The 21,370-nt window shown below is 71.7% G+C and carries 20 protein-coding genes; 11 read left to right on the top strand and 9 right to left on the bottom strand.

Annotated elements, in window-relative coordinates; genetic code table 11:
- Positions 1-92 precede the first annotated feature (92 nt).
- The gene (locus K4G64_RS14845; RefSeq protein WP_221756511.1) at positions 93-1,013 is read right to left on the bottom strand and encodes a DMT family transporter; all 921 of its coding nucleotides are present in this window, start codon (positions 1,011-1,013) and stop codon (positions 93-95) included.
- Here K4G64_RS14845 and K4G64_RS14840 point away from each other — a divergent pair.
- The 3 genes from K4G64_RS14840 to K4G64_RS14830 all read left to right on the top strand — a co-directional run bounded on the left by K4G64_RS14840 (position 1,012) and on the right by K4G64_RS14830 (position 3,597).
- Positions 1,012-2,448, top strand: a complete 1,437-nt coding sequence (locus tag K4G64_RS14840; RefSeq protein ID WP_221756510.1) for a PLP-dependent aminotransferase family protein — start codon at positions 1,012-1,014, stop codon at positions 2,446-2,448. The genes K4G64_RS14845 and K4G64_RS14840 overlap by 2 nt on opposite strands.
- Before the next feature lie 41 nt (positions 2,449-2,489).
- Positions 2,490-2,930: a GNAT family N-acetyltransferase gene (locus K4G64_RS14835; RefSeq protein WP_221756509.1), complete on the top strand. Its 441-nt coding sequence runs from the start codon at positions 2,490-2,492 to the stop codon at positions 2,928-2,930.
- A 73-nt stretch (positions 2,931-3,003) separates the two neighbouring features.
- Positions 3,004-3,597 carry a histidine phosphatase family protein gene (locus K4G64_RS14830; protein WP_221756508.1) on the top strand — a complete coding sequence of 198 codons (594 nt, stop codon included), beginning with the start codon at positions 3,004-3,006 and terminating at the stop codon, positions 3,595-3,597.
- Here K4G64_RS14830 and K4G64_RS14825 read toward each other — a convergent pair.
- A complete protein-coding gene (locus K4G64_RS14825; protein ID WP_221756525.1) occupies positions 3,579-4,052 on the bottom strand; it encodes a DUF6314 family protein in 474 nt (157 codons plus the stop codon). The genes K4G64_RS14830 and K4G64_RS14825 overlap by 19 nt on opposite strands.
- A 137-nt stretch (positions 4,053-4,189) precedes the next feature.
- Here K4G64_RS14825 and K4G64_RS14820 point away from each other — a divergent pair, with 137 nt between their 5' ends.
- On the top strand, positions 4,190-6,676 hold the full coding sequence (locus tag K4G64_RS14820) for an alpha-L-arabinofuranosidase C-terminal domain-containing protein (RefSeq protein ID WP_221756507.1): 2,487 nt from the start codon (positions 4,190-4,192) through the stop codon (positions 6,674-6,676).
- 65 nt (positions 6,677-6,741) lie between these two features.
- On the opposite strand, the gene K4G64_RS14815 is transcribed toward K4G64_RS14820, so the two are convergent.
- Positions 6,742-7,422, bottom strand: a complete 681-nt coding sequence (locus tag K4G64_RS14815; RefSeq protein WP_221756506.1) for a DUF6215 domain-containing protein — start codon at positions 7,420-7,422, stop codon at positions 6,742-6,744.
- 172 nt (positions 7,423-7,594) lie between these two features.
- Between K4G64_RS14815 and argC the strand changes: the two genes are divergently transcribed.
- Genes argC through K4G64_RS14790 form a run of 5 tightly spaced genes read left to right on the top strand, consistent with a single transcriptional unit; the run spans position 7,595 to position 12,437 of the window.
- Positions 7,595-8,623 (top strand): N-acetyl-gamma-glutamyl-phosphate reductase, encoded by a 1,029-nt coding sequence (gene argC, locus K4G64_RS14810; RefSeq protein ID WP_221756505.1) that lies wholly within the window; start codon positions 7,595-7,597, stop codon positions 8,621-8,623.
- On the top strand, positions 8,620-9,771 hold the full coding sequence (gene argJ / locus K4G64_RS14805) for a bifunctional glutamate N-acetyltransferase/amino-acid acetyltransferase ArgJ (RefSeq protein ID WP_221756504.1): 1,152 nt from the start codon (positions 8,620-8,622) through the stop codon (positions 9,769-9,771). The genes argC and argJ overlap by 4 nt, the downstream gene beginning before the upstream one ends.
- On the top strand, positions 9,768-10,682 hold the full coding sequence (gene argB / locus K4G64_RS14800) for an acetylglutamate kinase (RefSeq protein ID WP_221756503.1): 915 nt from the start codon (positions 9,768-9,770) through the stop codon (positions 10,680-10,682). Before argJ ends, argB begins: the two co-directional genes overlap by 4 nt.
- A complete protein-coding gene (locus K4G64_RS14795) occupies positions 10,679-11,878 on the top strand; it encodes an acetylornithine transaminase (RefSeq protein ID WP_221756502.1) in 1,200 nt (399 codons plus the stop codon). Before argB ends, K4G64_RS14795 begins: the two co-directional genes overlap by 4 nt.
- Before the next feature lie 7 nt (positions 11,879-11,885).
- Complete coding sequence (locus tag K4G64_RS14790; RefSeq protein ID WP_221756501.1) at positions 11,886-12,437, top strand: arginine repressor; 552 nt, start codon at positions 11,886-11,888, stop codon at positions 12,435-12,437.
- Positions 12,438-12,682: 245 nt separating this feature from the next.
- Here the strand turns inward: K4G64_RS14790 and K4G64_RS14785 are convergent, their stop codons facing one another.
- The 6 genes from K4G64_RS14785 to K4G64_RS14760 form a co-directional block, all read right to left on the bottom strand.
- A complete protein-coding gene (locus tag K4G64_RS14785; RefSeq protein ID WP_308122371.1) occupies positions 12,683-13,486 on the bottom strand; it encodes an FAD:protein FMN transferase in 804 nt (267 codons plus the stop codon).
- Positions 13,479-14,534 (bottom strand): FMN-binding protein, encoded by a 1,056-nt coding sequence (locus K4G64_RS14780; RefSeq protein WP_221756500.1) that lies wholly within the window; start codon positions 14,532-14,534, stop codon positions 13,479-13,481. Before K4G64_RS14780 ends, K4G64_RS14785 begins: the two co-directional genes overlap by 8 nt.
- Before the next feature lie 40 nt (positions 14,535-14,574).
- On the bottom strand, positions 14,575-15,957 hold the full coding sequence (locus K4G64_RS14775) for a ferric reductase-like transmembrane domain-containing protein (protein ID WP_221756499.1): 1,383 nt from the start codon (positions 15,955-15,957) through the stop codon (positions 14,575-14,577).
- 129 nt (positions 15,958-16,086) lie between these two features.
- Positions 16,087-16,785 (bottom strand): L,D-transpeptidase, encoded by a 699-nt coding sequence (locus K4G64_RS14770; protein ID WP_221756498.1) that lies wholly within the window; start codon positions 16,783-16,785, stop codon positions 16,087-16,089.
- Between the two features lie 3 nt (positions 16,786-16,788).
- On the bottom strand, positions 16,789-17,376 hold the full coding sequence (locus K4G64_RS14765; RefSeq protein ID WP_221756497.1) for a pyridoxamine 5'-phosphate oxidase family protein: 588 nt from the start codon (positions 17,374-17,376) through the stop codon (positions 16,789-16,791).
- A 138-nt stretch (positions 17,377-17,514) separates the two neighbouring features.
- Positions 17,515-18,459 (bottom strand): hypothetical protein, encoded by a 945-nt coding sequence (locus K4G64_RS14760; protein WP_221756496.1) that lies wholly within the window; start codon positions 18,457-18,459, stop codon positions 17,515-17,517.
- Between the two features lie 224 nt (positions 18,460-18,683).
- On the opposite strand from K4G64_RS14760, the gene argH reads away from it, so the two are divergent.
- Together argH and K4G64_RS14750 are read left to right on the top strand one after the other, a co-directional pair.
- A complete protein-coding gene (argH, locus tag K4G64_RS14755) occupies positions 18,684-20,117 on the top strand; it encodes an argininosuccinate lyase (protein WP_221756495.1) in 1,434 nt (477 codons plus the stop codon).
- Between the two features lie 202 nt (positions 20,118-20,319).
- The gene (locus K4G64_RS14750) at positions 20,320-21,291 is read left to right on the top strand and encodes an aldo/keto reductase (protein WP_221756494.1); all 972 of its coding nucleotides are present in this window, start codon (positions 20,320-20,322) and stop codon (positions 21,289-21,291) included.
- Positions 21,292-21,370: the final 79 nt, after the last annotated feature.

Genomic DNA, 21,370 nt, shown 5'->3' with positions numbered 1-21,370 from the left:
TCTGGGCCTCCTCACGATGTGCGAGCAGCGGTCCGTGGCCTCCGAGTCTACGGCGGGGGGCGCCTGTTGGCAGTGGCCGTGCGCGCTCCCGCTCAGCCGCGTGATCGCTGTGTGACGGCGATGCAGACCAGCACCGCCGCGGCCGTCAGCGGGGCGGCGACCGTGAGGTGCTCGCCCAGCAGCAGCACCGACCACACCAGTGTGAGCAGCGGCTGGGCGAGCTGCAACTGGCTGGCCTTCGGGATGCCGATGGCCGCCATGCCGCGGTACCAGACGACCAGCCCGACGAACTGCGAGCCCGCCGCCACCCACAGCAGGCCGGTGACGCTGTGGGCGGTCAGGTGCACGGGTTCGTGCGCCAGGGCGAGCGCGGCGACCGGCACCGTCAGCGGCAGGCACAGCACCAGCGCCCAGCCGATCACCTGCCAGCCCGGCATGACCCGGGCCAGCCGTCCGCCCTCGGTGTAGCCGGCCGCGCAGACCAGCAGCGCGGCGAAGAGGTACAGGTCGGCGGTGGACAGGGCGCCGCCGCTCTGCCGCACGGTGAAGGCCAGCACCGCGGCCGCGCCCGCCAGGGCCGCGATCCAGAAGGTGCGCGAGGGCCGGGTGCCGACGCGCAGCGCGGAGAAGAGGGCGGTGGTCAGCGGGAGCAGTCCGACCACGACGGCGGCGTGCGCGGTGGTGGAGGTCTCGAGCGCCAGCGTGGTCAGCAGGGGGAAGCCGAGGACGACACCGGCCCCGACCACCGCGAGTCCGGCCCAGTGCCGGCGCGCGGGCAGCGGCACGCGCAGGGCCAGCAGACAGCCGCCCGCGATCAGCGCGGCCAGCACGCTCCGTACGGCGACCAGCGTCCAGGGCCCGAAGCCCTCCAGCCCCCAGGCGGTGGCCGGGAACGTGAGGGAGAAGGCGACGACGCCGAGGGCGGCCTGGAGGGTGCCGAAGCTGGGACGCTCCGGCTCCGAGGTGGCGACTGCTATCGAAGGTGCGGCAGTAGCGCTACTCTGTGCTCTCATGCAAGAGCGTAGCAGCGTGGGTGTACTGGCGGAACAGTTGAAGCGGGAGCTCGACCGCTACTCTCCTGGTGGAAAGCTGCCATCGAGTCGGGCTCTGGTGGAGCGGTTCCGGGTGAGCCCCGTGACAGTGTCGCGGGCTCTGGCCCAGCTCGCCGCCGAGGGGCTCGTGGTCACCCGGCCCGGGGCGGGCGCGTTCCGCGCACCGGCCCGGACGGCACCGGCCCCTGCCGGGGACACTTCCTGGCAGGAGGTCGCCCTCAGCGCCGATGGGGCCGCCGATCTCGTCCCGCGCTCGGTCGACGCCTCCGGAGTGCTGGTGTCGCTGGCCGCCCCGCCGCCCGGCGTGATCGAGTTCAACGGCGGTTATCTGCACCCGTCCTTGCAGCCGGAGCGGGCGATGGCAGCGGCCCTCTCACGGGCCGGACGCCGTCCCGGTGCCTGGGGGCGTCCGCCCATGGAGGGGCTTCCGGAACTGCGCGAGTGGTTCGCGCGCGGCATCGGCGGGTCCCTCACCGCCGCCGAAGTGCTGGTCACCGCGGGCGGACAGTCCGCGCTCACCACCGCCCTGCGCGCCCTCGCCCCGCCCGGCGCCCCCGTCCTGGTGGAGTCGCCCACCTACCCCGGCATGCTCGCCATCGCCCGGGCCGCCGGTCTGCGCCCGGTGCCGGTCCCGGTGGACGCCGACGGCGTGAAACCGGCGCTGCTCGCGGACGCCTTCCGCGCCACGGGAGCCCCGGCCTTCGTCTGCCAGCCGCTCTTCCAGAACCCCACCGGTGCGGTGCTCGCCCCTGAGCGCCGCGCCGAGGTGCTGCGCATCGCCCGCGAGGCGGGCGCGTTCGTCGTCGAGGACGACTTCGTGCGGCGGCTCGTGCACGAGGACGCCGGGCCCCTGCCGCGCCCGCTGGCCGCCGACGACCCCGACGGCGTCGTCGTCCACGTCTGCTCGCTGACCAAGGCGACCTCGCCGAGCTTCCGGGTGAGCGCCCTGGCCGCGCGTGGGCCGGTGCTGGAGAGGCTGCGCGCCATCCAGGTCGTCGACACGTTCTTCGTGCCGCGCCCGCTCCAGGAGGCCGCGCTCGAACTCGTCGGCTCGCCCGCCTGGCCACGTCATCTGCGCGCCGTCTCCGCGGAGTTGAAGACCCGGCGGGATGCGATGACCGGCGCCCTCGCCCTGCACCTGCCGGAGCTGGCCCTGCCTTACATCCCCTCCGGCGGCTACCACCTCTGGCCCCGCCTGCCCGACGGGACGGACGAGTCGGCCCTGACCGCCGCGGCCCTGCGCGCCGGCGTCGCCCTCACGCCCGGCCGCCCGTACTTCAGCGCCGAACCCCCGGCCGCGCACCTGAGGCTCAGCTTCGCGGCGGTCGCCGGGACCGGAGAGATCGCGGAGGGCGTCCGACGGCTGCGCAAGGCCTGCGACGAGGTGCTGGGATAACCGCTCGACGCCCCCGCGGGCGGACTGCGAGCATCACGGACATGACCGACACGCCGAGCCTGCCCGAGGGCTACGAGATCTCCACCGACCCCGGCCGCGTCGACCGCGAGCGCGTGCACCACTGGCTGTCCACCGACGCCTACTGGGCGCTGGGGCGCACCCGGGAGAAGCAGGACCGGGCGATCGAGGGATCGCTCAACTTCGGCGTCCACGAGACGGTGTCGGGGGAGCAGGTCGCCTACGCCCGGGTGATCACGGACCGGGCGACCTTCGCCTGGCTGTGTGACGTGTACGTCGATCCGTCGGTGCGAGGCAAGGGCGTCGGCAGCGCGCTCGTGGCCGCCGTACGGGAGGAGATGCGGCAGTACGGGGTGCGGCGCGTTCTCCTCGCCACGCACGACGCGCACGGGGTGTACGCGAAACGCGGGTTCGCGCCGCTGGAACGGCCCGAGCACTGGATGGCGCTCATCTTCGGCGAGTGAGGGAGGGCGCACCCTCGGTAACTCGTAGGCAACACCTCTTGACCTGCGCACTTGCTGCGCCCACGATCGCCGCATGCCACTTCGGGTCACGTTCGTCGCCTCCGCGCGCAGCTCTCCGCTGCTCGCCGAGCGGTTCGAGGACGACCGGCCGCTGGACCAGGCCGGCTGGGGTGAGGTGGAGCGCCTCGCCCAGGAGCTGCTGCCGCTCGCCGCGGCCGAACTGCGCTACTGCTCGCCGACTCCGCGCAGCCGGTCGACGGGGGAGGGGCTCGGGTACGCGCCGCTGGTCCAGCTGGGGCTGCGCGACTGCGACATGGGCCGGTGGCGTGGGCTGACCCTCGGGGAGGCGATGGCTCGGCAGCCGGATGCCGTGGACGCCTGGCTCGCCGACCCCCGGGCCACACCGCACGGCGGTGAGTCGCTGGTCGACTTCATCACCCGTGTCGGCGGCTGGCTCGACACCCGGCCCGTCGAGGACGGCTGCCGGGTGGTGGCCGTGGCCGAGCCGTCCGTGATCCGGGCCGCCCTGGTGTACGTCCTGAAGGCGCCGCCCTCGACGTACTGGAACATCGACGTCCGCCCGCTGTCGACGACCGCCGTGACGGGCCGGGCGGGTCGCTGGAACCTGCGCTTCGACGGGGCGTCCCCTCAGCCCTCGCGCGCGTAGTCGGTCCGCAGGATCAGGTCCTTGGCGGGGCCGCCGACGTTCCACACCGTCCGCCAGTGGCCGAAGTCGTGGACGGTGAACTCGCCGCGGTAGAGGTCCGCCGCACAGGGGTGGGCGGCGACATGCCGGCCGGACGTCAGATCGAGGTCGTGGAACGGCCGCCCATCGGCGAACGTCACCTCCGCCGTGCCGCCCGGGCCCCGCAGGAACCACAGCGTCCGCTCGGCGGGCCGGGCGACGCCCTGCCAGACGAAGGTGCCCGACTCGTGGTGCAGCAGCCCGTCGGTCTCCCGTGCGCCGAGGCCGGTGGCATCCGCCTCACGCAGCGGGCCGAACTCGGTCACACCGGTGAACTCGCCTTCCGCGCCGCTCGCGAGATCCCGCACCGACCGTGACACCCGCCAGCGCCCGGCCAGATACGCCAGCGCGTCCGGCACTGGCCAGAACTCGCCCATGCTGCCCCGCTCTCCGTCCCAGCCGTTCCTGCGCGGCCCATTGACGCACATCCGCCCCCTCCCTATCTTGCCGTTCGAAGTACTGACCAATGTCTGATATTTCGAACACCCCTCTACCAGAGAGCCGCGGAGTATCCATGCCACGCACCGCCGCCCGCACCCGATGGAGACTGGGTCTCACGACCACCGCCCTCCTGACAGCAGCGGCCCTCGTACCGCCCCCCGCGCACGCCGAGGACGCCACCGACTACGCGATCACCGTCGCCCCGTCCACCCAGGGCGCGAAGATCGACGACACGATGTACGGCGTCTTCTTCGAGGACATCAACCGGGCCGCCGACGGCGGTCTGTACGCCGAGCTCGTGCAGAACCGATCCTTCGAGTACTCCACCGCCGACAACGGCTCCTACACGCCCCTGACCTCCTGGTCGGTGGGCGGCACCGCCCAGGTCGTCGGCGACACCGGGCGGCTCAACGAACGCAACCGCAACTACCTCTCCCTGGGCGCCGGTTCGTCCGTCACGAACTCCGGCTACAACACCGGCATCAGGGTCGAGCAGGGCAAGCGCTACGACTTCTCCGTGTGGGCCCGCGCCGCGAGCGGCAGCACGCTCACCGTCGCGCTGAAGGACGCCGCGGGCAGCCTGGCCACCGCCCGCCAGGTCGCCGTCAAGGGCGGCTGGGCCAAGTACAGGGCGACGTTCACGGCGACCCGTACGAGCAATCGCGGCCGGCTCGCCGTCGCCTCGGCGGACGCCGTCGCGCTCGACGAGGTGTCGCTCTTCCCGCGCGAGACGTACAAGAACCAGCCCAACGGCCTGCGCAAGGACCTCGCCGAGAAGATCGCGGCCCTGAAGCCGGGCTTCGTGCGCTTCCCCGGCGGCTGCCTGGTCAACACCGGCTCCATGGAGGACTACAGCGAGGCCTCGAACTGGCAGCGCAAGCGCAGCTACCAGTGGAAGGACACCATCGGCCCGGTCGAAGAGCGCGCCACCAACGCCAACGTCTGGGGCTACAACCAGAGCTACGGCCTCGGCTACTACGAGTACTTCCGCTTCTCCGAGGACATCGGCGCGATGCCGCTGCCCGTCGTCCCCGCCCTGGTGACCGGCTGCGGCCAGAACAAGGCCACCGACGACGAGGCGCTGCTCAAGCGGCACATCCAGGACACCCTCGACCTCATCGAGTTCGCAGGCGGCCCGGCGACCTCGACGTGGGGCAAGGTCCGCGCGCGGATGGGCCACCCCGAGCCCTTCCACCTGACCCACATAGGGGTCGGCAACGAGGAGAACCTCCCCGAGGAGTTCTTCGCCCGCTTCGAGCGGTTCCGGACGGCCATCAAGGCGAAGTACCCGGACATCACCGTCATCTCCAACTCGGGCCCGGACGACGCCGGCACGACCTTCGACACCGCCTGGCAGCTGAACCGCGAGGGCAAGGTCGACATGGTCGACGAGCACTACTACAACAGCCCGAACTGGTTCCTGCAGAACAACGACCGCTACGACTCCTACGACCGCGAGGGCCCACAGGTCTTCCTCGGTGAGTACGCCTCGCAGGGCAACGCCTGGAAGAACGGCCTGGCCGAAGCCGCCTTCATGACCGGCCTGGAGCGCAACGCGGACGTCGTCAAGCTCGCCTCGTACGCCCCGCTGCTCGCCAACGAGGACTACGTCCAGTGGCGGCCGGACATGATCTGGTTCAACAACCGGGCCTCCTGGAACTCGGCGAACTACGAGGTCCAGAAGCTGTTCATGAACAACGTCGGCGACCGCGTGGTCCCCTCCCGGGCCACCGGGACCCCGCACGTCAGCGGTCCCATCACCGGCGCCGTCGGCCTGTCGACGTGGGCGACCAGCGCCGCGTACGACGACGTGTTGGTCACCTCCGCCGACGGCTCGACCCTGTTCGGCGACGACTTCTCCGGTGACGCCTCGAAGTGGAAGCACAACGGCACCGGAAGCTGGAGCGTCCAGGACGGGGCCTACGTCCAGACCGACACCGCCGCCGAGAACACCATGGTCACGGCGGGCGACCCGGCCTGGAAGGACTACGACCTGCATGTGAAGGCCACCAAGAAGTCCGGCAAGGAGGGCTTCCTCGTCGCCTTCGGCCTCAAGGACACCGGCACCTACTACTGGTGGAACCTGGGCGGCTGGAACAACACCCAGTCCGCGATCGAGCAGGCCGTGAACGGCGGCAAGGGCACCCTCATGACGAAGGCCGGGTCGATCGAGACGGGCCGGGCCTACGACATCGACATCAAGGTGCGCGGCCGTCAGGTCACCCTGTTCCTCGACGGCAAGGAGTGGGGCAGCTTCACGGACGACAAGCCGGCCGAGCCGTTCCGCCAGGTCGTCACCCAGGACGCCCGGACCGGAGACCTGATCGTCAAGGTCGTCAACGCCCGGTCGGCCGAGGCCCGTACGGCCGTCGACCTCGGTGGCGCCAAGGTCGCCGCCACGGCCCGTGTCACCACGCTGGCCGCCGACGAGACGGCCGTGAACACCGAGACGGACACGCCGGTGACGCCGGTGGCGTCCACGTTCCGCGGTGTGGCGAAGAAGTTCACCTACACCTTCCCCGCCCACTCCGTGACGTTCCTGCGGATCAAGCAGAGCTGACATCCGGCCGCGCGGCCGGATGTCCCCCGGGGCGGTGGCCGCGCGGCGCCGTCACCGCGTGCGCGTCACCCGCCGGACTTCCACCCCGGGACCGTGGGCAGGACCTCCTCCGCGACACGCAGCAGCACCGCGTCGTCCGGTACCACTCCGTCCGCGCGCCACAGGGTGACGTCGAGGGAGCCGCCGCGGTCCTTCGGGTCCTGCGCCACGGTCACGGCCCGGGCCGGAACGCCGGGGCCGCTCTCGGCGTCCTCGCCGTCGAGGCGGAAGCTGATGCTGAGGGTGCGGGTCGAGTAGAGCACGCCCGGCCGGCCCAGTACCTTCTGCCGGACGGCGTCCGTCCCGAGCAGCGCCTCCGAGCCGGCCACCGGCAGGTCGTCGTAGGTCGCCGAGAGCGTCACGGTGTACGTCTCGAACTCGACCTGCGCCTGCGGGGTGGCGATCTTCCCGATGGAGCTGTCGCTGCCGGAGGCCGTCTTCGCGATCTCCGTCGGCGTGCCCAGCAGCGCGGCGAGGTCGGACCGGTTCAGCGCCTGGCACAACTGCGCGCCGGAGAGGTGCTTGCCCTTGGCGGCCGGGGTCTCGCTCTCGGAGCAGGTGGCCGGCTCCGGCTCGCTCCTCTCCTCGGACGACGTCCGGGCGAGCCCCCAGAAGCCCCCGCCGAGCGCCCCCACCAGCACCACCGCCGCGAGCGCCTGCCCCCATGCGCTCGAACCTTTGATGTGCCCGTCATTTTCCTCGGTCATGTCCCCCACCTGCCGTGATCCCCTGAAATGTGCCCGGGGACCTTACCCTGTGGTCATGGCCAGGACAAAGCTGGTTTTCCGAGGCGCCGTTCCGGCGGCGGCACGACTCATGCATGGGATTGCATAAACGTGCAGCGAAACGTATAGTCATGCCCTCTAAGGAGGAGGATCTATGGCGGTACGAGCGGCAGTGGCCGGAGCGAGTGGGTACGCGGGCGGGGAACTGCTGCGTCTGCTCCTGGCGCACCCCGAGGTCGAGATCGGCGCCCTGACCGGGAACTCGAACGCGGGACAAAAGCTCGGTGCGCTCCAGCCGCACCTGCTGCCCCTGGCCGGCCGAGTGCTCCAGGAGACCACCCCGGAGGTCCTCGCCGGTCACGACGTCGTCTTCCTCGCCCTGCCGCACGGGCAGTCCGCTGCCGTCGCCGAGCAGCTCGGCCCGGACGTGCTCGTCATCGACATGGGCGCCGACTTCCGGCTGACCGACGCCGCAGCCTGGGAGCGGTTCTACGGCTCCCCGCACGCCGGAACCTGGCCCTACGGCCTTCCCGAACTGCCGGGTGCCCGTGCCGCGCTGGAGGGGTCCAAGCGCGTCGCGGTGCCCGGTTGCTACCCCACCGCCGTCTCCCTCGCCCTCTTCCCCGCGTACGCGGCGGGCCTGGCCGGACCCGAGGCCGTGATCGTCGCCGCGTCCGGCACCTCCGGCGCGGGCAAGGCGCCCAAGCCGCACCTGCTCGGCAGCGAGGTCATGGGCTCGATGTCCCCCTACGGCGTCGGCGGCGGGCACCGGCACACCCCCGAGATCACCCAGAACCTCAGCGCGGCGGCGGGGAAGCCGGTCTCCGTGTCCTTCACGCCGACCCTCGCGCCGATGCCCCGCGGCATCCTCGCCACGTGCAGCGCCAAGGCCGCCGACGGCGTCACCGGCGAGTCCCTGCGCGCCGTCTACGAGAAGGCCTTCGCCGACGAGCCGTTCGTGCACCTGCTCCCCGAGGGCCAGTGGCCCGCCACGGCGTCCGTCTACGGTTCGAACGCCGTTCAGGTGCAGGTCGCGTACGACGCGGACGCCGGCCGGATCATCGCGATCAGCGCCATCGACAACCTCACCAAGGGCACCGCGGGCGGTGCCGTCCAGAGCATGAACATCGCCCTGGGTCTCGACGAGACCACCGGACTGACGACGATCGGAGTTGCGCCGTGAGTGTGACGGCAGCAAAGGGATTCACGGCGGCGGGCATCGCCGCCGGGATCAAGGAGAACGGCAACCCCGACCTGGCCCTCGTGGTCAACACCGGCCCCCGCCGCGCCGCCGCGGGCGTGTTCACCTCCAACCGCGTGAAGGCCGCGCCGGTCCTGTGGTCCGAGCAGGTGCTCAAGAGCGGCCAGGTGTCCGCCGTCGTCCTCAACTCCGGTGGCGCCAACGCCTGTACCGGCCCCAAGGGCTTCCAGGACACCCACGCCACCGCCGAGAAGGCCGCCGAGGTGCTCGGGCGGGGCGCCATCGAGGTGGCCGTCTGCTCGACCGGCCTCATCGGCGTCCTGCTCCCCATGGACAAGCTGCTCCCGGGCATCGAGACGGCCGCCGGGTCCCTGAGCGAGCACGGCGGTGAGAAGGCCGCCATCGCCATCAAGACCACCGACACCGTCCACAAGACGTCCGTCGTGGCCAAGGACGGCTGGACCGTCGGCGGCATGGCCAAGGGCGCGGGCATGCTCGCCCCCGGCCTCGCCACCATGCTCGTCGTCCTCACCACCGACGCGGCCCTGGAGAACGGCGTCCTCGACCGGGCCCTGCGCGCCGCCACCCGCACGACCTTCGACCGGGTCGACTCCGACGGCTGCATGTCCACCAACGACACCGTGCTGCTGCTCGCCTCCGGCTCCGCCGACGTCACCCCGGAGTACGAGGAGTTCGCCGAAGCCGTACGGCAGGTCTGCGACGACCTCGGCCAGCAGCTCATCCGGGACGCCGAGGGCGCCAGCAAGGACATCAAGGTCGAGGTGATCAACGCCGCGTCCGAGGACGACGCCGTGGAGGTGGGCCGCTCCATCGCCCGCAACAACCTCCTCAAGTGCGCCATCCACGGCGAGGATCCCAACTGGGGCCGCGTGCTCTCCGCGATCGGCACGACGAGCGCCGCCTTCGAGCCCGACCAACTGAACGTCGCCATCAACGGCGTGTGGGTCTGCAAGAACGGCGGCGTCGGCGAGGACCGCGACAAGGTCGACATGCGCTACCGCGAGGTGCATATCGTCGCCGACCTCGCTGCCGGGTCCGAGACCGCCACCATCTGGACCAACGACCTCACCGCCGACTACGTCCACGAGAACAGCGCGTACTCGTCATGAGCAGTGGAGCGACACGCAAGCACACCGCGCTGCCCAAGGCGCAGATCCTCATCGAGGCCCTGCCCTGGCTGGTCCGGCACAACGGCAAGACGGTCGTCATCAAGTTCGGCGGCAACGCCATGATCGACGAGGACCTCAAGGCCGCCTTCGCCCAGGACGTGGTGTTCCTGCACCACGCCGGCCTCAAGCCCGTCGTGGTGCACGGCGGCGGCCCGCAGATCAGCGCCGCCCTCGACCAGCACGGCATCGTCAGCGAGTTCAAGGCCGGCCTGAGGGTGACCACCGAGGACGCCATGGACGTCGTTCGGATGGTGCTGGCCGGGCAGGTGCAGCGCGAACTGGTCGGGCTGCTCAACCAGCACGGGCCGCTCGCCGTCGGCCTGACCGGCGAGGACGCGCACACCATCACCGCCACCAAGCACCAGCCCGAGATCGACGGCGAGCTGGTCGACATCGGGCGCGTGGGCGAGATCACCGCGATCGACACCGGCGCCATCGAGGCCCTGCTCGCCGACGGCCGCATCCCGGTCGTCTCCTCGATCGCCCGCTCCCAGGACGACGGACATGTCTACAACGTCAATGCTGATACGGCGGCTGCGGCACTCGCTGCTGCACTGGGCGCCGAAACCCTCATGGTCCTCACGGACGTCGAGGGCCTCTACGAGGACTGGCCGCACAGCGACGAGGTGATCAGCCGCCTCACCGCCACCGAACTGGAACGGCTGCTGCCGGACCTGTCGTCCGGCATGGTGCCGAAGATGGAGGGCTGCCTGCACGCCGTACGGGGCGGCGTCACCACCGCCCGCGTCATCGACGGCCGGGTCCAGCACTCGATCCTGCTGGAGATCTTCACCGACGAGGGCATCGGCACGATGGTCGTGCCCGACGAGTACGAGGGGGAAGCCGTATGACCGCCCATCAGGAGTACGCCGAGCGGTGGCAGGGCGCGCTCATGAACAACTACGGCACCCCGCTGCTGCCCTTGGCACGCGGCGAGGGAACCCGCGTCTGGGACGCCGACGGCACCTCCTACCTCGACTTCGTCGGCGGCATCGCCACCAACGCCCTCGGCCACGCCCACCCGGCCGTCGTCGAGGCCGTCACCCGGCAGATCGGCTCTCTCGGCCACATCTCCAACTTCTTCATGGCCGAGCCCACCGTCGCCCTCGCCGAGCGGCTGCTGCGTCTCTTCGGCCGGGACGGCAAGGTCTTCTTCTGCAACTCCGGCGCCGAGGCCAACGAGGCCGCCTTCAAGATCGGCCGGCTGACCGGGCGGACCCACATCGTCGCCACCGAGGGCGCCTTCCACGGGCGGACCATGGGCGCCCTGGCGCTCACCGGCCAGGCCGGCAAGCGCGAACCGTTCCTGCCGCTGCCCGGCGACGTCACCCACGTGCCGTTCGGCGACGCGCAGGCCCTGGCCGCCGCCGTCACCGACGAGACCGCGCTCGTCATCCTGGAGCCGATCCAGGGCGAGCTCGGCGTGGTCGTCCCGCCCGCCGGCTACCTCAAGGCCGCCCGGGCCATCACCGCCGCGACCGGGGCGCTGCTCGTCCTCGACGAGGTGCAGACCGGCATCGGCCGGACCGGGCACTGGTTCGAGTACCAGGCCCACGAGGGCGTCCTGCCCGACGTCGTCACCCTCGCCAAGCAGCTCGGAGGCGGACTGCCGCTCGGCGCGACCGTCGCCTTCGGGCGGGCCGCCGACCTGCTCCAGCCCGGCCAGCACGGCACGACCTTCGGCGGCAACCCCGTCGCCTGCGCCGCCGGGCTCGCCGTCCTCGACACCATCGAGAACGAGGGGTTGCTGGAGAACGTCAAGCGGCAGAGCGAGAGGTTGCGGGACGGAATCGAGGGCCTCGGCCATCCGTTGATCGATTTCGTCCGGGGTACGGGACTCCTCCTGGGTATCGTGCTCACCGAGCCGCTCGCGCCCCAGGTGCGCCAGGCGGCTCAGGAGGCCGGATTCCTGGTGAACGCGCCCGCCCCCGACGTCGTCCGGCTGATGCCGCCGCTGAACCTCGGCGACGACGAGGTGGACGCGCTTCTCGGGGCGCTGCCCGGCATCCTCCAGGCAGTGAGCGGGGACGGACGAACCGGGGAATGAGACGACGATGAGCCAGGCGCAGGACCACGGGCAGCCGGGGGCGAACGGGCCCGCCGTGCCGCAGACCCGCACCGCCCGCCACCGCCGGATCGTGGACATCCTCAACCGGCAGCCGGTCCGCTCGCAGAGCCAGCTGGCGAAGCTGCTCGCCGACGACGGGCTGAACGTCACGCAGGCGACGCTCAGCCGGGATCTGGACGAGCTGAACGCGGTGAAGATCCGCAACGCCGACGGTGACCTGATCTACGCGGTGCCCAGCGAGGGCGGGTTCCGTACGCCCCGGGCTCCGCTGGGCGGGTCGGCGAAGGAGGAGCGGATGAGGCGGCTCTCGCAGGAGCTGCTGATCTCCGCGGAGGCCTCGGCGAACCTCGTGGTCCTGCGGACCCCTCCGGGGGCCGCGCAGTTCCTGGCCTCGGCGATCGACCAGGCCGAGCTGCACGACATCCTGGGGACGATCGCGGGCGACGACACGCTGATGCTGATCAGCAGGGACCCGACGGGTGGGCAGGCCCTGGCGGATCATCTGCTGAGGCTGGCGCAGAACGGGCACGCGCCGTAGGGGTGCGGGCGGGTGTCCGTGTGCGGGTGGTGTGCGGCTGATCGCGCAGTTCCCCGCGCCCCTGAGGGCCGTGGCGGTTGCGCGGATGGTTGTGTGCGGGTGGTGTGTGGCTTGTCGCGCAGTTCCCCGCGCCCCTGGGTCGGCTCAGCTGCGGGCATGCGTGCCGCTGGGGGCGGCGCCCGTCCCAAGGAGAGCGGCACCCCGCTACGCCGGGCTGCGGACCCACCCCGGCCCCAGCCACAAACTCACCCCAGCCGCGCCGCCAACCCCCCGGTGCACCGCACCTCGTCGCCGGCCGTGATCAGCAGCGCCTCCACGTCCGGCAGGGACTCCAGCCAGGCCAGCCCCTCCCGCGAGCCCATCGCGAACGCCGCCGTCGCCCAGCAGTCCACCCACGTCAGCCGAGGGCCCACCACCGTGACGGACACCAGGTCGGTCACGGCTGAACGCCCCGTCCGGGGATCGACGATGTGGTCCCCCCGCTCCGCCGTACCGGACGTGGCCACGGACAGTTCCGACACCCCCGCCGCGGAGACGACCGCCGCCAGGCCCCCCGGCCGCAACGGGTCGGACACCCCCACGCGCCACGGCCGCTGCCCGCCCGGCGTCCCGAGCAACTGCACGTCCCCGCCGCCGTTGAGACTCACCCCACACACCCCGGGCACCTCCGCCAGCAGCCGCGCCGCCCGCTCGACCGCCCAGCCCTTGACGATGCCGGTCGGGTCGAGCCGGCCCTGGTACGACGTGCTGAACCAGCCCTCGCTCAGATGCTCCGCCTCCGCGGCCAGTTCCAGGACCTCGGCGACCTCGGGATCGCACTCCGCGACGGTCACCTCCCCGCGCTGCAGCCGTGAGATCTGGCTGTCCTCGCGGTACGTGCTGAACACCTCGTCGACCCGGTGCAGCCCGGCGACGGCCTCGTCGAGGGCCGCGCGCACGACGGCCGGTTCCCCGCCGCGGACGTCGAAGGAGAAGACGGTCCCCATCGTCTCCTCGGCATGACGTACCGCGGCGGGAGCCTGTGCGGAGTCCGCCACCGCGTCAGCCACCGGCCTGGTCCAGCGCCGACTGGAGGGACTGCTTGTAGCCGGCGCTGGTGTACGTCGCACCGGACACGGCGTCGATCTGCGCGTTCCCGGCCGCGACGGCCGCCTGGTTGAGGCGGGGGACGGACGAGGAGGTGATCTGGTCGCTGCGGCCGCCCTTGGGCGCCTGGACCGCCTCCGCCTTGGTGATCTTCCCGCCGGTGACGGTCACCCGGACCTGGACCGGCCCGTACTGCGTCTGCGCCGGCTTGCCGGTGAGGGTCTGTGTCGCGGCCTGGCCGCCGCCCGAGCCCGCGGCCTGGGAGGAGCCACCGCCGGCCGGAGCCTTGTCCAGCGCGGACTGGAGGGACTTCTTGTACGCGGCGCTGGTGTACGTGGCGCCCGAGACCGCGTCGACGTCCGCGTTCCCGGCCGCGACGGCCGCCTGGTTGAGGCGGGGCACCGAGCTGGCGGTGATCTGGTCGCTGCGGCCGCCCTTGGGCGCCTGGACCGCCTCCGCCTTGGTGATCTTCCCGCCCGCGACGGTCACGCGCACCTGGACCGGCCCGTACTGCGTCTGCGCGACATCGCCGGTCAGCGTCTGCGCGCCACCCGAGCCCTGCTGCGCTCCGGCGGACGCCTTCGCCTTGTCCAGCGCGGACTGGAGGGACTTCTTGTACCCGGCGCTGGTGTACGTGGCGCCCGAGACCGCGTCGATCTCCGCGCCCTGCGCCGCGACCACGGCCTGGTTGAGGCGGGGCACCGAGCTGGCGGTGATCTGGTCGCTGCGGCCGCCCTTGGGCGCCTGGACCGCCTCGGCCTGGGTGATCTTGCCGTTGCTCATTGTCAGACGGACCTGCACGGCGCCGTACTGCGTCTGCGCCGCGTCACCGGTGACCGCGCCGTTCACGCCGCCCTGCGGGGCCTGCCCGGCCGCCGCGGGCGGCGCCTGACCCGCTGCCTGGGCGGAACCCGGGTCGGAGGCCGGCTTCAGCGACAGCAGCAGCACGATCCCGGAGACGGTGGCTGCGCCGGCGAGCACGGCACGCCGGACGGGGTGAGACTTCCTCATCGTTTCCCAAACTCCTGAAGGGCTGTTGGTGTCCCGTCGCTCACATCTCGAACGACTCGTGATGGATACGGCGGGCGGGCACGCCCGCGCCGCGCAGTGCCTCGTAGACCGACTGGGCGAAGCCGGGCGGCCCGCACATGAAGACGTCGTGGTCGTCGATGTCCGGGATCTTGCGCTGGAGGGACTCCGCGGAGATGTCCGGGCGTTCCCCGTCCGGGCTGTTGACCGCGTACATCAGCCGTGCGCCGCGCTCGTCGGCGATCTTGGCGAGCTCGCCCCACAGCGCCAGGTCCTGGGTGGTGTTGGCCCGGTAGAGAAGGGTGATGTCGCCGGACGCGCCCGGCAGCGTCTCGAACAGCGCCCGCATCGGGGTGATGCCGACCCCGCCCGCGACCAGCAGCACCTTGCCGCGGCTGCGGCGCTGGGCGGTCATCGCGCCGTACGGGCCCTCGGCCCACACCTTGGTGCCGGGCTCGAGGTCACGCAGCCGGGAGGTGTGGTCGCCGATCGCCTTGACCGTGATCCGCAGCATGTCCGGGCGGGGCGCCGCCGACAGGGAGTAGGGGTGGGAGCTGAAGCGCATGCCCGGCGCCTTGAACCGCCAGCGGAAGAAATGCCCGGCCTCCGCGCCCATCCGGTGCAGCTTGCGCCCGCTGATCAGCACGGACACGATCCCCGGGGTCTCCTCGATGACCGCCGCGACACGCATCCGGTGGCGCAGGTTGAGCCGGATCGGGGTGAGGATCCGGTACCAGACGACCAGCGCGGTCACCACGCCGTACAGCCCGTACCAGAAGGTCTTCGCGGCGGGCTCGACGGCGAATTCGTTGCCGGTGGTGATCTGGTGCCAGAACGTCAGGTACACCGCCGCGTACGTGAGCAGGTGCACGTGGTACCAGGTGTCGTAGCCGATCATGCGGCGGACCCCGCCGATCGACAGGATCCCGATGAGGAACAGCAGGCCCGTGCCGATCGCGGCCTTGCCCATGTCCGGCAGCTGGTTGATGGAGTCGGTCGTCTGCTGGACGATGTCGCCGAGTCCCTTGCCCGCCTGGAGGGCGTAGCCCCACATGATGAGGAAGACGTGGGCGAGGACCAGGCAGAGCGTGTAGCGGCCGGTCATGGCGTGCCAGCGCGCGACCCGGTCGGTGCCCACCCGGCGCTCCAGCGCGGGCACCCGGGCCATCTGGAGCACGACCAGCGCCATGAGGTAGCCGGCGAGCAGACCGGTGATCCGGCCCGCGGCCAGGATCTTGCTCGTGTTGTCCGCGAGGGACGGTGTGTTGTCCCACCACAGCCACAGCACGGCCGCGGCTCCGGCCCACAGGGCGATCAGCAGCGGGACGGCCGGGGAGCGGCGCGGGCGGATGCGGCGCATCGTCTGGCGGCGGGCGGCACGTCCGCCTGCGAGCGTGGTGGTCACGGTTCCTCCGTGGGGACTTGACCCTTGGCCCACAGATACGTGCCGCGACACGGGAGTGTTCAGCCGCGTGCCGAGTCGGATGCGGACAGGAGTGACCGCCGGTAACACTCACCGCCGGTCGCCGGCCCGTCAGAGGCGGGTGACGGCCGTGCTCCCGCTCCGCGTCCCCACCGCGATGTGCGGCCGCCGCGCGGGGTCGGCCCAGCGCAGGATCCGCCGCATCGCGTCCCCGGAGACGGAGACACAACCGGCCGTCGCCCCCCGCCCGTTCACATGGAGGAAGATGCCCGCGCCCCGCCCCCGCACGGGACGCTGGTAGTTGAAGCCGATGACGAGCGCGTGCGCGTACTGCGCCCGGTACGTGATCAGGTGCTCGGACTCGGCGGCCCGGCAGTCGGCCGCGCGCGGCTCGGTCCAGCGGTTGTAGGAACGGGAGTCGTTGTCCTGGCACCACCAGGAGTCCTGGTGCACCCGGCGGTAGGGATAGACCGTCCCTTGCGGCGCCGCCTTGATGCCGAAGGCGTACGGCAGGCCGTAGAGGCCGGTGGGTGTGGTGTTCGTCCCCTGCTTGCGCGAGGCGCCGGCGGCGAGGCCCTTCGCCCCGAACCGGGCGGGTGCGGAACCTCTCTTGATCCAGCGCCCGCCCTCGCGGTTCCACCAGGTCACCGTGCCCGTCGTCGAGGCCCGCTCCGGGGCCACCGCGGTGATCAGCTGGGTGCCGCCGCCGGTGTGCGCCATCCGGGCCGGCAGCGGCGGCGCCGGGGCGGGCGGCGCGGCGCCGAGCACGGCCAGGGAGCAGAGGGCGAGGGAGGTGGCACCGGGGCGCATGTCTCAGACGGTAGAGGGAGGCAGCGGCAGCGGCAGCCCGGGTAGTCCGTCCAGGCTCGTGGCGATGTGCTCCTTCTTGGTGAAGTAGGCGCTCAGGGAAGCGTCGTCCTCGCGGGCGAAACGCTTGCCGTGCAGATCCCGGTCCTCCTCGTACGCCATGAAGGGCACCCCGTACCCGCAGGTGTCGCGGACGAGTTCGGCGGTGACCACGATGATCGCCCGCAGGCCGTGCGGCGTCGGGTCGATGTCCGGGAAGTGTGCGAGCAGTTCGGCGAAGCGGGGGTCGTCGCGGAAGACCGGTTCCCCCCTGCCGTGCACGCGCACGATGTTCGGCGGACCCTGGAAGGCGCACCACATCAGGGTGATCCGCCCGTTCTCCCGCAGATGGGCGATGGTCTCGGCGTTGGAGCCGGCGAAGTCGAGGTAGGCCACGGTGAGCTCGTCCAGCACCACGAAGGAGCCCGTCAGGCCCTTGGGGGAGAGGTTGACGGTGCCGTCGGAGGCCAGGGGTGCGGTGGCGGTGAAGAAGACCGGCTGCGCCTCGATGAAGGTGCGGAGCCGGCCGTCTATGCGCTCGTGAGTCTTTCCCATGTCGAACGATTATTGCCGTAAGTCTTTCGGCCGTCTAAGGAATTGCGGGTCCGGTCACCTCTGCCGGACCCCGCGGGCAGGCGTCCGCGTGGCCGCCCCGGCCGGCGCTCGCACGGGGCGGCCACAGCGCCTGTCATCTCACTTGGTGAGCGTGCAGGCGGCCAGGGAGTCCAGGCCGGCCGGCTTCTCGGCCGTGCGGCCGATGGCCGTGGCGATGCGGTTGACGGTGGAGATCCGCTTGTCCTCCAGCGGGCCGAGGATGGCGTTCTGGACGAAGTTGGGTCCGCCCTGGCCGACCGTGTCGACCAGGCGCTTGTTGGCCTCGGCGATCTGCGTGTCCAGCAGCGTCAGGTTCCGGTCGACCTCGGCCTGGGCCGAGGCGGGGATGGCCGGCAGCTGGGAGGCGACGTCCGGGCAGCTGATCGTGCCGGCACCGGCGTTGCCCGCCTCGCCCGCACCCGCGCCGCCCTCCTGGGCGCCCCCGCCGGCCTCCGCGCCCGCGCCCGCCTCGGCACCCGCGCCGCCCTCTTCGGCGCCCGCACCGGCTCCGGCCTCACCGCCCGCCTCCGCACCGGCACCGGCCTCCGCACCGGCGCCCGCCTCGCCACCGGCAGCCTCGCCCGCTCCGGCGCCGCCGCCGGCGTTGAGCTGGCAGGCCGCGAAGGCCTCCAGGCCCTCGGGCTTCTCGGCGGCCCGCCCGATGGCAGTCTCGATGCGGTTGAGGGCGGCGACGCGCTTGTCCTCCAGCGGGCCGAGGATGGCGTTCTGGACGAAGTTGGGCCCGCCCTGGCCGACCGTGTCGACCAGGCGCTTGTTGGCCTCCTGGATCTGGGTGTTCAGCTGGGCGAGGTTGCTGTCGACCTCCGCCTTCGCCGAGACGGGGACCGCGGGCAACTGGCCGGTGACGTCCGGGCACGAGATGGTGCCGGGGCCCGCCAGCGTCCGGGCGTTCTCGGCGCCGCTGTCGGGCGTCTCCCCGGCGAGGGCGAAGCCGGCGATCACGGTGCCGGACAGTGCCACCGCGGCGGCGCCGCCGATGAAAGCGACGCGACGCTTGTTGTACTTCGGAAGAGCCCTGGACATGCGGATGCCTCACTAGGGGTCGGGGGTGTCGTGGGTGTCGTGACGCGGCGCCTGCGTTCGGCGAGAGGTACGGGTAAGCGGTTTCCCGCGTTCAAGAGATCTTCAAATTCCTCACGCCTGACCGGAAACCGCTCTCCGAACCTGTCGAATTGACGAATCATGCAGAGGACTGAATACTCATGCATGACGGTGAGGCACATCCACACCCCTTGAGGAGCACGCAGGTGAGCAGCAACAGCGGTGACGTCCGGCTCTGGGGCGGCCGTTTCGCCGACGGTCCCGCCGAGGCCCTGGCGAAGCTGTCCGCGTCCGTCCACTTCGACTGGCGGCTCGCGCCGTACGACATCGCCGGTTCGCGTGCCCACGCGCGCGTGCTGCACAAGGCCGGCCTGCTCACGGCCGACGAGCTGACCCGCATGATCGCCGGGCTGGACCAGCTGGAGGCGGACGTCGCCGACGGCTCCTTCGTCGGCACGATCGCCGACGAGGACGTCCACACCGCTCTGGAGCGCGGCCTCCTGGAGCGCCTCGGTCCCGACCTCGGCGGCAAGCTGCGCGCCGGCCGCTCCCGCAACGACCAGGTCGCGACGCTCTTCCGCATGTACCTGCGCGACCACGCCCGGATCGTCGGCGGCCTGATCGCCGAGCTCCAGGACGCACTGATCGGCCTCGCCGAAGCCCACCCGGACGTGGCCATGCCCGGCCGTACGCACCTCCAGCACGCCCAGCCCGTCCTCTTCGCCCACCACGTCCTGGCCCACGTCCAGTCCCTCTCCCGGGACGCGGAGCGGCTGCGCCAGTGGGACGCGCGCACGGCGGTCTCGCCCTACGGCTCCGGCGCCCTGGCGGGCTCCTCCCTCGGGCTCGACCCCGAGGCGGTCGCGAAGGACCTGGGCTTCGAGCACGGCTCGGCCGGCAACTCCATCGACGGCACGGCCTCCCGGGACTTCGTCGCCGAGTTCGCCTTCATCACGGCGATGATCGGGGTCAACCTCTCCCGGATCGCCGAGGAGGTGATCATCTGGAACACGAAGGAGTTCTCCTTCGTGACCCTGCACGACGCCTTCTCCACGGGCTCGTCGATCATGCCGCAGAAGAAGAACCCGGACATCGCCGAGCTGGCGCGTGGCAAGTCGGGCCGCCTCATCGGCAACCTGACGGGCCTGATGGCCACGCTCAAGGCCCTCCCGCTCGCGTACAACCGCGACCTCCAGGAGGACAAGGAGCCGGTCTTCGACTCCATCGACCAGCTGGAGGTCCTGCTCCCGGCCTTCACCGGCATGATGGCCACCCTCACCGTCCACCGCGAGCGCATGGAGGAACTGGCCCCGGCCGGCTTCTCCCTCGCCACGGACATCGCCGAGTGGCTGGTCAAGCAGGGCGTCCCGTTCCGCGTGGCCCACGAGGTCGCCGGCGAGTGCGTCAAGGTCGCCGAGTCGCAGGGCAAGGAGCTGGACGCCCTGACGGACGAGGAGTTCGCGAAGATCTCCGCGCACCTCACTCCCGAGGTCCGCACGGTCCTCAACGTCCCCGGCGCCCTGGCCTCCCGCGACGGCAGGGGCGGCACGGCCCCGAGCGCGGTCGCCGTCCAGCTGGCAGAGGTGAAGGCGGACGTGGCGGCCCAGCACGAGTGGGCGGTGGCCAAGAACCAGGGCTGAGGTCATCGCCCTCGGGGGCGCGGGGCTGTATCGATGTGCGGCTCCGCCGCGTGGGCGCGAACAAGCGCGGACGATCGACGACCCGCATTCGCCGAAACACCGCGACGGTCGAGCTCAAAGGCGAAGGTCATTGCTGTAGGCGCCAAGCACCCCTTTTGCCGGGTTACGTTGGTCGTCAGCCGTCGACCGAACGGAGCCACCGATGCCCTTCGCCCGCCTCGCGAACGCCACAACCCCCACCTGTCACATCGGCCTTGGCCTCGCCGCCGTAGGACGCCCCGGCTATATCAACCTCGGCCGAGACGAGGACCTCGGAGAGGACCGCAGCGTCGAAACGCTGCGCACCCGCACCCATGAACTCCTCGACGCCGCCTACGCCCAGGGCGTCCGCTACTTCGACGTCGCCCGCTCCTACGGCCGCTCCGAGGAGTTCCTCGCCGACTGGCTGAGGGACAGGCCCGGCCTCGACGACATCGTCGTGGGCAGCAAGTGGGGCTACACCTACACCGCCGACTGGTCCACCGACGCCGAGAAGCACGAGGTCAAGGACCACACGCTCGCCACCTACGAACGGCAGCGCGCGGAGAGCGACGCCCTGCTCGGCGACCGGCTCGACCTCTACCAGATCCACTCGGTGACCCCGGACAGTCCGGCCCTCACCGACAAGGAACTGCACGCCAAGCTCGCGGAAGCCGCCGCGCAGGGCCTCACCGTCGGCTTCTCCACCAGCGGCCCCGCCCAGGCGGACGCGATCCGCGCCGCCCTCGCCGTGACCGTCGACGGCGAACCCCTCTTCCGTACCGTGCAGTCCACGTACAACGCGCTGGAGACCTCGGCCGCCCCCGCCCTCGCCGAGGCGCACGACGCCGGGCTCACCGTGATCGTCAAGGAGGGCATGGCCAACGGCCGGCTCGCCGGGCCGCACGCCCCGGACGTCGTCAAGGAGATCGCCGAGCAGGCCGGGCTGGGCTGCGACGCCGTCGCCCTGGCCGTGATCCTCCGCCAGTCCTGGGCCGGTGTCGTCCTCTCCGGCGCCGCCACCACCAACCAGCTCGCCTCGAACCTGCACGCGGCCGTGGTCGACCTCGACGACGACCAGCTGAGCCGCCTCGCCACGCTGGTGGAGGAGCCGCCCGCGTACTGGGAGCGGCGCGCGCGGCTGCCCTGGCACTGATCACCGCTTCTTTCACACCGACGCCCCCCATCGTGAGTCACGCGCGCCCCGAGTGAGACATTGATGTCTCATATGGGGT

Origin of the sequence: Streptomyces sp. WAC04114 (genome assembly GCF_019733245.1) — a bacterium.
Lineage (GTDB): Bacteria > Actinomycetota > Actinomycetes > Streptomycetales > Streptomycetaceae > Streptomyces > Streptomyces massasporeus_A.
This window is presented reverse-complemented; position numbering and strand designations above follow the sequence as displayed.